The sequence below is a fragment of the Larkinella punicea genome, assembly GCF_003334855.1.
Lineage (GTDB): Bacteria > Bacteroidota > Bacteroidia > Cytophagales > Spirosomataceae > Larkinella > Larkinella punicea.
Genome location: NZ_QOWE01000020.1, coordinates 55,634 through 70,033, shown reverse-complemented (window position 1 = coordinate 70,033; position 14,400 = coordinate 55,634). Strand labels below are relative to the sequence as shown.

Annotated in this window: 9 protein-coding genes; 4 read left to right on the top strand and 5 right to left on the bottom strand. The window is 51.1% G+C overall.

What is annotated here, in order from left to right; all coding sequences use genetic code 11:
- Window positions 1-170 precede the first annotated feature (170 nt).
- The 3 genes from DUE52_RS22385 to DUE52_RS22375 all read left to right on the top strand — a co-directional run bounded on the left by DUE52_RS22385 (window position 171) and on the right by DUE52_RS22375 (window position 5,493).
- Entirely contained in the window at window positions 171-4,007 is a 3,837-nt protein-coding gene (locus tag DUE52_RS22385) for a caspase family protein (protein WP_114408285.1), read from the top strand.
- Between the two features lie 184 nt (window positions 4,008-4,191).
- Complete coding sequence (locus DUE52_RS22380; protein ID WP_229312266.1) at window positions 4,192-4,650, top strand: hypothetical protein; 459 nt, start codon at window positions 4,192-4,194, stop codon at window positions 4,648-4,650.
- Window positions 4,651-4,833: 183 nt separating this feature from the next.
- Window positions 4,834-5,493 carry a hypothetical protein gene (locus DUE52_RS22375; RefSeq protein ID WP_114408284.1) on the top strand — a complete coding sequence of 220 codons (660 nt, stop codon included), beginning with the start codon at window positions 4,834-4,836 and terminating at the stop codon, window positions 5,491-5,493.
- A gap of 131 nt (window positions 5,494-5,624) precedes the next feature.
- Here the strand turns inward: DUE52_RS22375 and nuoK are convergent, their stop codons facing one another.
- The 4 genes from nuoK to DUE52_RS22355 form a co-directional block, all read right to left on the bottom strand.
- Window positions 5,625-5,933 (bottom strand): NADH-quinone oxidoreductase subunit NuoK, encoded by a 309-nt coding sequence (nuoK, locus tag DUE52_RS22370; RefSeq protein ID WP_114408283.1) that lies wholly within the window; start codon window positions 5,931-5,933, stop codon window positions 5,625-5,627.
- 7 nt (window positions 5,934-5,940) lie between these two features.
- Entirely contained in the window at window positions 5,941-6,465 is a 525-nt protein-coding gene (locus DUE52_RS22365; protein ID WP_114408282.1) for an NADH-quinone oxidoreductase subunit J family protein, read from the bottom strand.
- A 24-nt stretch (window positions 6,466-6,489) separates the two neighbouring features.
- The gene (locus DUE52_RS22360; RefSeq protein WP_114408281.1) at window positions 6,490-7,908 is read right to left on the bottom strand and encodes a 4Fe-4S binding protein; all 1,419 of its coding nucleotides are present in this window, start codon (window positions 7,906-7,908) and stop codon (window positions 6,490-6,492) included.
- Window positions 7,909-7,977: 69 nt separating this feature from the next.
- Window positions 7,978-10,401 (bottom strand): alpha-ketoacid dehydrogenase subunit alpha/beta, encoded by a 2,424-nt coding sequence (locus DUE52_RS22355; protein ID WP_165840999.1) that lies wholly within the window; start codon window positions 10,399-10,401, stop codon window positions 7,978-7,980.
- 305 nt (window positions 10,402-10,706) lie between these two features.
- Between DUE52_RS22355 and DUE52_RS22350 the strand changes: the two genes are divergently transcribed.
- Window positions 10,707-11,165 carry a DUF1573 domain-containing protein gene (locus DUE52_RS22350; RefSeq protein WP_114408280.1) on the top strand — a complete coding sequence of 153 codons (459 nt, stop codon included), beginning with the start codon at window positions 10,707-10,709 and terminating at the stop codon, window positions 11,163-11,165.
- An 85-nt stretch (window positions 11,166-11,250) separates the two neighbouring features.
- On the opposite strand, the gene DUE52_RS22345 is transcribed toward DUE52_RS22350, so the two are convergent.
- Window positions 11,251-14,157: a putative LPS assembly protein LptD gene (locus tag DUE52_RS22345; RefSeq protein WP_229312265.1), complete on the bottom strand. Its 2,907-nt coding sequence runs from the start codon at window positions 14,155-14,157 to the stop codon at window positions 11,251-11,253.
- Between the last annotated feature and the right edge of the window lie 243 nt (window positions 14,158-14,400).

The window sequence follows — 14,400 nt, the reverse complement described above, 5'->3', positions numbered from 1 at the left end:
AAGCTGTTACAATTCCTTATTCTACGCGAATAATCAACTGTAACGAGCTTTGGCCAAGCTTTCCGGTTCATTCATGCCCTTCAATTTGTGCCTGGCTCTATGCTAATTGGAGCCAGGTTTTTTAAATCATTTAATCTGATTTTGACTACTTGTATGGCTTACTTTCAACTATGAATCGAACGCTATTTCTGTATTTGCGAATCACCGCCAGGCTGTTCTTTTCGCAAACCAGTTGCCAATACCTGAGCCCGACAGCTATGAGCTGTTTACTTATTACCACACTTCTTTTGCATCTATTTCTGGCTCCTTTTGCCTATGCCCAGAAGCCGGAGTTGGTGGTGCCGGTTGGGCATACGAGCACAATTACCTCTGTAGCCATTTCACCAAATGGAAAATATGCGATATCAGGATCGAGAGATAAAACGGTGCGTTTATGGGAAGTTGAGACGGGCCGTGAAATACATAGATTTGAAGGACATACGGATGACGTAACAACAGTTGCCTTTTCCTCCGACGGTCGCTATATCATTTCTGGCGGAAGCCTGGAGGATAAAAGTATCATACTATGGGATATAACGACAGGTCGGGAAATACGTAGGTTTAGAGACGACAAAGGATTTACGAACCGAGAACGTAGTCGTCTTTATAAAAAAATGGGTAAATACCCGGGAAATGGGAGAATGAGTTACGTTTCATCTTTAGCTTTCTCTCGGGATGGGGACTATATTTTATCAGGCTCCTGGGACAACACGTTAAGACTGTGGAAAACTAGTACTGGCAAGCTAGTTCGTAAGTTTAAGGGGCATACTGGTGAGGGGGGCTCTTATGTTAAATCTGTCGATATTTCACCAGATGGCCAGTATGCCCTTTCAGGAGCTGGATGTAGTGGTTCAGACTGTGGAACTAACCAAGACAACACGATACGATTATGGAATGTGGCTACTGGTGAGGAAATTCGTCGGTTTGAAGGCCACACAGACGGAGTCTACTCGGTCACCTTTTCGCCTGATAGTCTTTCTATTATTTCAGGATCTGAGGATAAAACGGTAAGGTTATGGAACGTAAATAGTGGACGCGAAATTCACCAATTTAATGGGCATCTTGACGCTCTTTCCCCTGATGGTAAATATATTATCTCTTCTGGCTCTTCTGACCATAGGATACTATTATGGGACGTCGCTCGTTGGCGAGAAATCCGCCAATTCCCGGGTCGTATTATGTCTGTTGCTTTTTCGCCTGACGGCAACTATATTCTAGGTTCGTCTGATGATTTAAAATTATGGGATATTAAAACAGGGCTAGTCGCTCGACGTTTTCATCAAAATCCGAGTGATAGAAAACCCCATTTTGCTTTAGCGCCTAATGGCGATTACATGATATTGAGTTCTTATCTTGAGCCTCTGCAACGATGGAGCTTTACCGATAGCCAGGATTTTCGCTGTTTGGGATATGAGGATGATCTAAGATGGATGACTGGGATCGCTTTGTCGCCTAATGAGAAATATATTTTATCCAGAAGAACATGGAATAATACTTTCAGACTTCATGATGCTTCAACAGGAAAAGTAATTCATAGATTTTCGGTAGGCAACAGTGATTTTAGTATTAGTTCTATTGGCTTTTCTCCAGACAATCGTTATGTTTTTTCGGGAGAGGGAATCGTAAAAAGTGGAGGCAATTTGCAGCAATGGGACATTGTGAGTGGCCAACTCATCCGTGAGCTTAAAGGGCATAAGGGAAAAGTTAATTCTATTGCCTTTTCCTCTGATAGTGTATCTATTATTTCGACGGGCTGGGATCAGACAATACGGTTATGGGACATACGCAGTGGGCAACAACTCCACCAATTTAAGGGGCATACTGGTGCAGTTGGGTCTGCTGCTTTTTCCCCCAATAACAAGTACATCGTTTCAGGCTCCTGGGACAAGACTGTACGATTATGGGACGCAGTCAGCAAGCAGGAAATCTATCAATTTGAAGGGCATACAGGAACCGTCAACTCGGTCGCCTTTTCGCCCGATGGTCAGTATATTGTTTCAGGATCTGATGACAATCAAATTATAGTGTGGAATATTACTACAAAAGAAAAAAAAATATTCAAAGGACATACTGATAAAGTTACGCAAGTCAGCTTCTTACATAATGGGCAAAAGATGCTGTCAAGCTCGTTTGACAATACGATAAAAGCCTGGGATACGAATACCGGTAAAGAAATCGCTACCCTCATTGCCGTTGATTCTACCAATTGGGTCGTAACCACCCCCTCCGGCCTGTTCGATGCCTCGCCGGGAGCCATGAAACTGATGTATTACGTGGTGAACGACCCCACCGACTGCGATGAGCCGTGGAAAGTCATTGAACTAGATCAACTCAAACAACGCTACTACCAGCCGGGTCTGCTGCCCATTCTGATGGGATATAGAAACGAGCCGCTCCGTCAGGTACCTGCCTTTGAGAACGTCACCCTGCCTCCGGGTATCCAGCTTTCGATTCAGAGCGACAAACTGATTGTTCAACTTAACAATCGAAAAGGCGGTATTGGCCCGGTATCCGTTTTTATTAACGGCGCAGAAATAGTGGAGGATTTACGCAGGGACCCGAAGGGAGATAGCAACCAGAATACGCTCTCGCTTGAGTTGCCACTGGCTTCCTTCACGAATCATTTCTATACGGATGCGCAAAATAGTATCCGAGTGGTGGCGCAAAATTGGGAAGGCTGGCTCCGCAGCCGCCCGGTAGAAATCAGCTATAAACCGCCCATCACTGCCCGTGGTGGTGTGCCTGAGAAAACACCGTCATCCGTTGATCGCAAAACCGTACGCTTTCGGGCCGTGGCCGTCGGAACATCCAACATTGGGCTTCATTTTGCCCATTCCGATGCCGAGCAAATCGCCAACGGGCTTACGCTGGCTGCCAGTGAGCTATTCGGTCCGGCCAATGTGAAGGTACAATTGCTGGTCACCAAACCCGGCGGCCTTGCCCAGTCTACCAAAGCCGCCATTGTGAAGGCATTGGTAGAGGCCCAACAGACGAAGGCTGAGGATGTTTTCGTGTTACACCTCTCTGGTCATGCCGTCAATTATGGTGGAGAGAATGGGGACTTGTATTTTCTCCTGGCCGGAGCCACCTCAGCCGATGTGAGCTATTTGAACGACCCCGCCATTCGTCAGCAATACGCGCTATCGAGTCAGGAACTTATTGGTTACCTCCGGAAAATACCAGCCAAGAAAAAAGTGTTGATTCTGGATGTCTGTTCGGCCGGGAAAGGAGCCGAAAAAATTCTGGCGGCCCGCGATGTTCCCGGTAGTCAAATTCGGGCGCTGGATCGGTTGCAGGAACGGATGGGGCTGTATGTACTGGCCGGTTCGGCTGCCGATGCTGTTAGCTACGAAGCCAACCTATATGGGCAGGGGTTAGTCACTTATGCCCTGCTACAGGGCATAAAAGGCGCAGCGCTACGGCGTGACGGAGAGGAATTTTTAGATGTAGTCACCTGGTTTACGCATGTGGAAAACCAGGTCCCCATCCTGGCTAAAGGCGTTGGTGGTATTCAAAAGCCGTTTTATCGAAAGGGTAGTCACTGGGGAGGTTCCGTTCCGGGTCAAGCTTCGGAAGGGAGTTTCGACATTGGGAAAGTCACCGAATCAGTAAAAACCAGGATTCATATTGCCGAACCCAGGCCCGTGTTACTGGTCAAAAATTTTCAGGAAGTTACCGAAATCGACGATGTACTTGATCTGAAAAGCAAGGTCGAAAGTGCTTTAAATGACTTCATAGCCTCACGGGGAAGTGATGCGCCTATGCTGACGATGGAAGCGAAAGACTATCCGGGAGCCTATACCCTGAATGGCCTTTATACGCTACAGGGCGAAGCCTTATCCGTATCGTGTAAAGTAAAAAAGGGCTCAGTGTCAGTAGGAGATTTTGTCGTAACCGGAACCAAAAGCAAGCTGCCCGATCTGGTGCAGGCAGTGTTGACTAAAGCGAAGGAGTTCGTGAAACCATAAGATGATCCTCGGCTATCGGGTTATCGTATACCCGTTGAAACGGATTGCACAGGCGTGCAATCCGTTTCTGTTTTTAGTGGAAAACGGAGGGAAAAGTAAATCAAAAAAAATCCGGAAAGGGTGTTACATCCTGACTCATTCCCGGAATATCCTTTTGAAACAACTAACGATCTCATCAAGTCCCATGAAAAAACAAGTCATTTTCGCGCTAATGTTCTCCATTCATTCAGTCCGCACGCTGCTGGTGGTTTTCACCACCATCCTGCTGTTTTCATCTTGTAGTAAAGACGAGCCTGACCCACTTGACCAGTATGTGGGTACATGGACAGAAACCAATGCTCCGGCCGGTAATGGTCTTAAAGTTACCATAAGTAAATCCGGAAATACCTTAACGCTGGCTGATTTCGCGCCTAATGGCAGTCTCACCGCGACGGTTAGTGGTTCAGGATTTCAGGCTGATAACAAAAATATTGCGACTGGCATACCGCAAACGTTCCCTGACAACAGCCAGGGGCAATTTTATCTGCAGAACCTGGGTGGTAGCCTATCGAGTGGCAATCTGACGCTCACCTATACCCTCTTCAGCCAATCTCCTACGATGTATTATAAGGAAGACATTACGAAGGTTTTTACAAAAAAATAAACCGTTGGTCTGAGGGTGGAGGCAAGTGTTTCTGCCTTCAGACCCACTCAATATACCGCTATTCATCTTAAAACTTTCCCAATGATCAGGCATGAGCACATACGCTCCACTGATTACTGTAGCCAACACCACTCTGATAGAAAACCATTCAAATCAAGTAGAAAGCCAAACTCATTATTTCCAATGAAATCAGTTGTTTTTACCATCGGTTGCCTGCTTATGGCCCTGACCAGTCTGGCCCAGACCCGGGAGATTTACACGAATGCCAATTTCAGGAATATTGCCCGGAATCATAAGGTGCTGGCCATTTTGCCCTTCAAAACGAAACTACAACTCCGGCCCAAAGAAGTCGAAAAAAACGGTGGCGCAACCGGGGTGGCTGTGCTGGAAAAGCGGGAGGGGCTAGCGGTGCAGAGTGCCATGCACTCGTACTTCCTGAAACGCCAGGAATCAAGAGACCTGTTTATTGATGTGCAGGACCCGAACCGCACAAACTCACTGCTTCAACGCAACGGCGTTACTGACGAAACGCAAAGCGGTTTTACCCCCGAAGAATTAGCCAAAATGCTGGGCGTTGACGGCATTATTTCCGGCACCTTTGAAAGCACCCAGCCTATGTCAAATGGTGCAGCCATAGCCCTTGGGATGTTGGGCGGTTTCGGTGGGGCTACAAACACCGGCAAAATGATGATTAACATTAACGACGGAAAAACCGGTGAACTTCTGTGGAAATATGATAAAACACTTTCCCGTGGCTTCGGAAGTGATACGGGTTCGATTGTCACAACCATCATGCGGAAGGCTTCAAGACAACTGCCCTACGACAAAGATTTTCGGGATTAGCGCACTGTACCTCCGGTTGAATTCCAACCGAAGGTACTCGTTGATGCGAGAATATACATTGCCAGGAACAGTCGCTTTCATCCTTGATTTCAGCGTGATGGAAATGATCCGTGGTACAGAAATAAGGCCGGTTACTTCTTCAACTCATTCATCTCATCGAGTTGAACCGTGTTGAAATGGCGGTACACCTGCAAAATAATCGCCAGTGCGATGGCGGCTTCGGCGGCTGCGACAATCATGACAAACAGACTGAACAGTTGCCCCTGCAACCGAACCGGGTCGTGTTGACTGAACGCAATCAGATTCAGGTTCACCGCATTCAACATCAGTTCGATGCCCATCAGAACCATAATCGCGTGGCGTTTCAGGATCACAATCGCCAGCCCAATGCTGAACAGGGCGGCTCCCACGAGCAGGAATAGGCCGGAATTGATTTCCATCGAGTCGTTATTTAGTTCGGGATGAAGCCGCAATGGTCGTGGCACCAATGAGAGCCACCAGCAGCAGAATGCCCGCTATTTCGAACGGGATGAGGTATTCGGTCATCAACTGCCGCCCAATCGTATCGACCGTCGACCGGTAGGATGGTTCTCCCTGATTCAGCAAGACGAAATTCCCCCGCACCAGCGCCCGGTACAAGACGCTGAAAATACCACCTGCCACCAGCAAGGCCCACAGCCAACTCCGGTGTTTGGTCAGAATGAAATTCGGTTCGGTATAATCGGTTTTGGCGGTATCGGTTTTGTGCGTCAGCATAACTCCGAAAATGATCAGTACCAGCACACCGCCCACGTAAATCATGATTTGCGAAACGGCCAGAAAATCGGCCCCGGCCAGGACGAACAGCCCCGCAACGCCCAGTAACGTCAGCAGCAGAAAAAAGGCGGCATACAACACATTTTTGGTCAGCAAAACCGCCAGAGCCGATCCAAGCGTGAAGAGGACGAATAAATAAAAAACGATCTGAACCACTGATTTAGCTGATTTTCTTGATGACTAGGACTCGTCTTTCGGCGGCAGTTTTGGTTTCAGCGTCGGCCGAAAAACTGGTCGGGGCTTTGGTACTTCGTCCGGTTTTTGTTCGTCCACGGGCGGTTCTGGCTCTTCCGGTTGTGGTTGTATTTCGGCAACGGGTTCTGCCGGTTTGGGGTCTTCTGCAGACGGAGCCGACGCGGTTTTCGGCCGCATGGTTGGCCGGAACGCCGGTTTGGCGGCAACGGGTTTTTGTTCTTCCGCAACCGGTTGGTCAATCTTCGCGGGTTCCGTTGGGTTGGGTTCTTCAACGGTTTTTGATTCCGCAGCCGTCGGGGCGGTTTTCGGTTTCAGCGTCGGTCGAAAAACCGGCTTGGCGACAACGGGTTTCGTTTCTTCAACGGCAGGTTGCTCCGACGAAACCGCTTCCGCCGGTTTGACTTCTCCGGCTGGTGGGGCGGTTTTCGGTTTTAAAGTCGGCCGGAAAACAGGCTTGGCTGCGACGGGTTTGGCTTCTTCGACCGGTTTTTCCAGGCCTTCCATCGCAATCTTCTCCGCTTCGTCCGGCGTTACATCCGTGAGCGGGTGTTCAGCCACCGAACCCGCCGAATTTTGTTCTGTCAACGGTTTTGCCTCCTCCTTCGGCGGTTGAGAAGGCGTTTTCAGCGTCGGCCGGAAAACCGGTCGTGGTCTTGGCGTTGGTGTTTCTGCCACCGGAGCGGTTTCAGCCGCTTCAATCGGAGGTTCTGGTGTGACGGTTGGCTCAACGGCCGGTTCGGCCGGTTTGGGAGCGGGTTTCATACCGGGCCGGAAGACCGGTTTTTTCGGCGTGTCCAGCGTCGGCGAAGGGGCCGGAGCGGCTTTGGCAGCGGCCTGCTGCGCCTTCATGGCTTCTTTCTCCAGCACAAACTGTTCGTACAACCGCCGTTTTTCATCCGCCTGTTCGGGCGTCAGGTTGGCATAATGATACGTCATGTTGCCCAACTCAAACTCGCTGAAGTCGTAGGTCTTCGTCATTGTGAGGCATTCGGTCGGGCAAACCGTCGTGCAAAGGCCGCAGTAGCAGCACTTGGCCATGTCGATGTCGAACTTGCCTGCATACAACCGAATGGGCGAGCCATCCGACGCCTTTCCGACTTCCTCCGTCGCCTTGATCGCGTCGATGGTGATGCAATCTACGGGACACACTTTGACGCACTTGTCGCAGACGATGCAATCGTCCATTTCATTGTGGAGCCGGTAGCGGCCATTGTCCGGCACCTGAAGCGTCTCAAACGGGTATTGCAGCGTGACAATGCCCGTCTCCTGCCCAAAATAATCCGTCTGCTGGACGTTGATCGGTTTCCGGCTCTGGCGGGCATCCAGCAAATGCCGGAACGTGAGCTTCAGCCCCGTCAGCGTCGTTTGGATGCCTTCCTGTATATCTTTAAAATACTGGCTCATTTCGTGGTGCAGATGAGAGAAGTTAGAATAGAGACAAGAGATTTATTTCCCGCGTCTTTCTTCTCTATTCTAACCTCTTTTCTCTCCATATAATTTCGGAAAACGGGCCGGTTCGGCTTCGTTCATCAATTCATATACTACATCAAAAACGTCTTCAGCGCTGGGTTTGGAGAAATAGTCACCGTCGGAACCGTAGGCCGGGCGGTGCGCCTTGGCCGACAGCGTCCGGGGAGCCGAATCGAGATACCGGTAGGCATTTTGTTTTTCAATCACCTCCTGCATCATATAGGCCGAACCGCCACCCGGAAAATCTTCGTCGGCAAACAACACCCGGCTGGTTTTTTTGATGGATTCCACAATGGCATGCGACCGATCGAACGGCAGCAAGGTCTGTACGTCGATCACCTCGGCTTCAATGTCGAACTGGTGAAGCTGTTCGGCGGCTTCCAGCACAATCCGGCACATCGACCCGTAGGTCACAATGGTGATGTCGGAACCTTCGCGCAGGATGTCGGGAACGCCGAGCGGCAGGCAAAATTCGTCCAGATTCTCCGGCAGCCGTTCTTTGAGCCGGTAGCCGTTTAGGCATTCGACCACCAGGGCCGGATCGTCGCCTTTGATGAGGGTATTGTAAAAACCGGCGGCCTGGGTCATGTTGCGGGGCACCAGAATGTGTAAACCGCGCAGACTGTTGACCATCGCGCTCATGGGTGAGCCCGAATGCCAGATGCCTTCCAGCCGGTGGCCGCGCGTTCGAATGATCAGTGGCGCTTTCTGACCGCCTTTGGTGCGGTAATGCAGCGTGGCCAGGTCGTCGGTGAGCGTGGCCAGGGCGTAAAATATATAATCGAAATACTGAATCTCAACGATGGGTTTCAGACCCCGCATGGCCATGCCGATGCCCTGCCCGATGATGCTGGTTTCGCGAATCCCGGTGTCGGTAATGCGCAGTTCGCCGTATTTTTCCTGCAAACCGGCAAAGCCCTGGTTCACATCGCCAATCAGCCCAACGTCTTCGCCAAGCGCCACCACGCGCGGGTCGCGGCCGAAGAGGCTGTCGAAATACCGCTGCATCAACTGGTAGCCGTCGATCAGCGGACTTTCATCCGTATAGCGGGCTTCTACCGGGGTCACGTTCAGCGGGGAATCCGGCGACTGGCTGTATAAATGCGAACTATAGCGTTCTTCGTTTTCGGCGGTGGTGCGTTCCAGCCAGGCTAACAGGCCCCGTTTGGCTTCCGAATCGTCGGTTCGCAAATACCGCAAGGCTCGTTTTACCGCCGTCGTCGCATCCCGCCGGACCGGCACGTGGGTGGTGCGCAACTGGTCGCGGATCTGGGCAATCGGCTCAGCTTGCCGGGCGGTTTCGGCGGCCTGTTGCAGCAGCAGCATGGCCTCGTCAAAATCACCTTTTAAGGAGGCTAAATAGGCACTCCAGGCTTCCTGACGGGCGGCTTTGGTGACCCGGGCGGCTTCGCGCTCGATGGTATCCAGCTCGTCGTGACTGGCGTATCCGTTTTCGAGAATCCACTGGCGAAACTGCCGGTTGCAATCGTGCTGGCGTTCCCATTCCAGGCGTTCGGGGGTTTTGTAGCGTTCGTGCGAACCGGACGTGGAATGGCCTTGTGGTTGGGTAACTTCCTGAACGTGAACCAATACCGGAACGTGTTCTTCCCGGCAGATGCGGGCGGCTTTCTGGTAGGTTTCCACCAAAGCCGGATAGTCCCAGCCTTTCACGGTCAGAATTTCGATGCCTTTTTCGGTATCGGTTCGTTGAAAACCGGCCAGGGCTTTGGAGATGCTGGCTTTGGTGGTCTGGTATTCCACCGGAACGGAAATGCCGTAGCCATCGTCCCAAACCGACATCAGCAGGGGAACCTGCAAAACCCCGGCGGCATTCATCGTTTCGAAGAACATGCCCTGCGAAGTTGACGCATCTCCGATGGTTCCGAAAATAATTTCGTTACCATTTCGGGAAAACGTCGTCAAAAGATGTAGATGGGAATTCTGACGATACAGCCGCGATGCGTAGGCCAGCCCAATTGATCTTGGAATCTGGCCTGCCGTCGGGGCAATATCACCAACGGAATTATAAAGTTCGGTTTGATTGCGCCAAAGACCTTTTTCATCGAGCCAGCGGGTGGCATAGTGGCCGTTCATCTGGCGGCCCGCCGAGTTGGGGTCGGCTTCGATGTCGGTGTGGGCGTAAAGCTGGGCGAAGAATTCGGTCCACCGGAGTTCGCCGAGTGCCGTCACAAAGGTTTGATCCCGGTAGTAACCGGAACGGAAATCGCCGGCTTTGAAGGCATGAGCGGCTGCAAGCTGGGCAATTTCCTTGCCGTCGCCGAAGATGCCGAATTTGGCTCGTCCACCCATCACCTCGCGTCGGCCCAGTAGGCTGGCGTGGCGGCTTTCACAAGCCAGTCGATAATCTTGCAGGATTTTTTCCTGTGTCAGCGTATCGGTCGTATTCAATTGTTCGTTTGCAATCACAGAACGGCCACAGTTTTAGAGGTTCCAGTTAGCTCGATTAATTGCCTGTTCAAGGGTTTGTTGGTGGTTTTCAGGGGAATACCCAAAATCAATGATCATTGAACAAACAAAGTAACTCCGGCGATCGGAGTAAAAATAATATAAAGTTTGGCAGCTTTCAAAAAAACGATTTTTTGACTTTCTTTGTTAAGCGAACATATGCCGTAATTTGCCTGGCAAACTTTTATTTGGCAAACCTTTTGTAGTATATACCTAGGATTGTAACGTAGTTTACCCGTTTGTTTGTAACTAAATTTTAAAAAGAAATGAAAAAGGCTTTTTCACTAATCGTGGTATTTTTTGCCATTACGACCATTGCTTTCGCTCAGAAAGGCGTTATTAAATTCACCAAAGAGTCGCACGACTTCGGCAAGGTTCCACAAGGTACGCCCGTTACCTACACGTTTGAGTTTACCAACACCGGTACAGACCCCGTGGTGATCTCGAACGCCCAACCTTCCTGTGGTTGTACAACGCCTGACTGGACCAAGAGCGCCGTTTTGCCAGGTCAGAAAGGATTTGTGAAAGCTACGTACAACGCGGCTTCGATGGGTTCATTCAACAAGAACGTGACCGTGGTGAGCAACGCAGAACGGGCATCGATTCCCCTGAATCTGACGGGTGAAGTAACCGCCAAAGAAGGTGCTTCTACCGCTGCCGCTACACCGGCTGCCGCTCCTGCCGCAGAAAAAAGCAAGAAGAAAAGCTCGAAGACTTCGCGCTAATACGCAAACGAAGGCAATTCGGTACTGCCAAAAAAGGCATTCTGTGTTTGCAGGATGCCTTTTTTGGCTTTCATAAAACCGGTTCCTAGTAGTTGATCGAGGTACCCCGGCGACGGCTTAATTTCAAATCCTGGAGAATCGCCGACTTTACGCGGAGATCGAACGAGTAAAAATTGGACCGATACCGGTTGCCGGAAAACGGCGTGTAGCTGAAGTTCATGTCCCAGCAATGCAGATCGCGGTGCAGCGTGATCGTGGTCAGCGAAGGGGCTTTGGCCGAAAAGTCGAAACCGGTCTGGAGGGAAAACTTCCATTTGGGCGTCAGGCTCAAATCGCCCGTTACCTGCAGCGTTTGCAGAATCTGGCTTTCGATGGGCGTGAACTTCGTGAGACTAAATGTATAGCTGAGGTTGATAGTCCAGGGAATGTTAAAATCGACGTAGTCTTCCGGATTCCGGTTCATGTGCCGCAATTCAGCCGCTTCAGTGGGCGTCTTGGCATTGGGCGCCACCTTCGGTTTTTTCGAGTCCTTGGGGGCAAATTGCGTGCTCAGGTAGAAGTTCAGGTTCTGCAAATGCGCCAGCCCCTGCCCCTGGGTGATCGCCAGCTTGTCGATTTTATTGATCCGGAAGTTGTTGACATACGGCCCCGTCTGATAAAGCTCCGATTGCCCCGGCACGTAATAAACACCGGTTGGGGTACTGACCGTATCGGAAAACGCGTACGGATCGAAAACCGCCGAGAAATTGAAACTGACTTTCTTCAGAATCTGCGTGTTGGCGCTGAAATTTACCTGCGAAAACTTGAACTGGGGAGCGTAGGGGTTGTAGGAACCCGATAAACTGATGTTGTCGAAGAGTGACACTTTCTCAAATTCCTCCTTGGCGGAATCGCTCCGCGCCCGGACTTTCATTTCAAGCTGGTTGACAATGTTATAGCTGATGGCGGCCGCCCGCCCCGTAAAACTGGAGGCCCCCGCCGTACCGCCCAACCCCCGGTAGCGCGAAATCTTAAGTACCTTCGTGGTGTCGTACGGATCCCGGAACTGCGACAGGGTGGTGGTAAAGGCACTGGACAAATCCGGCGTGTAGCTGACCGAAATCGAGGGCGCTATGGTGTGCCTGATGGCTTCCAGCCGCCCCGCCCGTATGAAGAAGGTACCGTAGGCCCGGGTATTCATCGAGGCACTGAAAGAGAGAAAATACGTCGCAGAAATACCACTTGCAGTATCCACCTTTACGGCTCTTCGGTCGGGCAAGTAGGTATATTGCAGGCTTTTGGTATAAACATCTCCACTGAGCGAAACCCCCGGCGTGAAGTTGAGATACCGGGCCAGTTTGAAGTTGGGTAACGAAATGGGGATCGAATACCGGCTCTGTACCTGCGCGTTCTTCAGGATGGTCGGCAGGTTTTCGACGGTCATCGGAATCAGGTTGGAATTGGTATAAATCTCCTGATTCGCCACGGCCGCCAGGCTATCCCGCAGCCGTTGCAAGGTATCCCCCCGAATCGTCAGTGAGGTCACCACCGGGAAGCCCAGGTTGGTAATATCCACGGTTCTGAGGGTGTTGTTGACGGTGGCCTGGGCGTTGAAATCCAGCCCCAGCCGGAAACTTTCGAACCATCGCCCGGTCCCGCCTTTCAGGGCAAAGGGCGCAATCTGGGCCACGCCGAGGTTAAAACCCGACGAGATGTTCGTTTGCCCGCTCTCGCGCAGGTTGGTAACCGGATTGTATTTCCCGAAGTTCTGGCTGACGTTGATGTTGGCCGAACTGGTCACATACTGCCCAAACTTGTGACTGTAGTTGACGCCGGAGTTGGCCGCATTGGAAACGTAGCGGCCCGAGGTCAGCGAAGTGTTCAACTGGTTGTAGCTGTTGCTGCTGACGTTGACATTGGCCGAAAACTGCGAGTTGCCGCGGGGCCGGGGCGAATGCGACCAGACGATGCTGAAGTCGTTGCGCGGCTTCGTGGCTGTATCGACGAGCGATGTGGTCCGGTTGCGGGCGTAGGAAAGGGCGAAGTTGCCGCCAAAGCGATACCGTTTCAGGTATTCCGACGAAAGGCCGAGCCCCCAGCTACCGTTGGAGTAAATCTGCCCCCGAAGGCTCATGCTGATGTACTGGCTGATGGCGAAGTAATAACCGCCATCGCGGAGGTAGAAACCACGCCCGTTGGGTTCTTCACCGTATTGAGGAAAAATGAGCCCCGAGGTACCGATTTCGTTTTTCTTGGGAATCGGGAAAAAGCCGAACGGGAGCGCTAAAGGGGTCGGAATGTCGTTAATAACTAAGTTGAAAGGACCGGAGATGAGCTGTTTATTGTGAACAACCTTGATCTTGCTGGCGTTGATGTGAAAGTGGGGCGTGGTCAGGTTACAGGTCGTATAAATGGCATTTCGGATGTATAAATTGTCTTCAGCGTCTTTTTTGACGGTTTTTCCCCGAACATTGCCTTCGCCCTGGGCCGTAATGACGCCCTTGATAAAGCCTTTTTTGGTTTTGAAATTGAAGCGGATTTCCTGCGTGTCATACCGGCCGCTCGCATCCTGAAAAATAGGCAGACCGACCATTTTTTTGGCAGTCGAATCGTAGCGGCCTTTGGCAAACACCTCGTTGGTAGTCCAGTTCAGTTTGATGTAGGCTGCCGTTAAGTGGATATCGCCGTAGTCGACCTTGGCATCGCCGAAAAGTTCGACAATCTGGCCCGTTGCATCAAAGAGCGTGGAATCTTTGGCTGAATAGTTGACGGTTGTTTGTAAATTACTGCCGCTATCGACCGAATCCGGGCGGCTCACCGTTCCCCGCGTCGTATCGACCACCACCGAATTGCCGGTGACGGTAGCGGAAGAGGGAGTTGCCGAGCGCGGGTTAAAAGCCGGAACGGTACGACGCGCCGGTTGTTGCTGCCCGTAAACCACCAGTGGAAAGAGGGCGATCAGGCAGCAAACCAGATTCCGGATAATAAAGTATGGATTTTTCAGTTTTATCAAAAAAATTATATTTGCTCACAATCCAGCGCTGGCTTCCGCTGTCAGCCCGTCCGGTCGAATGGCCAAGAGGGTTCCGGCCTACTCCGGTTTACAAAGTTAGTCGCTAACTTCATTCCAATACTGCCTTGAAACGGTTAAACCTGTTAAAAATTATTAAACTATTCCGGACGGCCCCGAAATCGACTGCCCGGACCCTATTGCCTGCTTCTTCTTTGGTGATTCTCGTTCTGTGTTTGCTGGCGT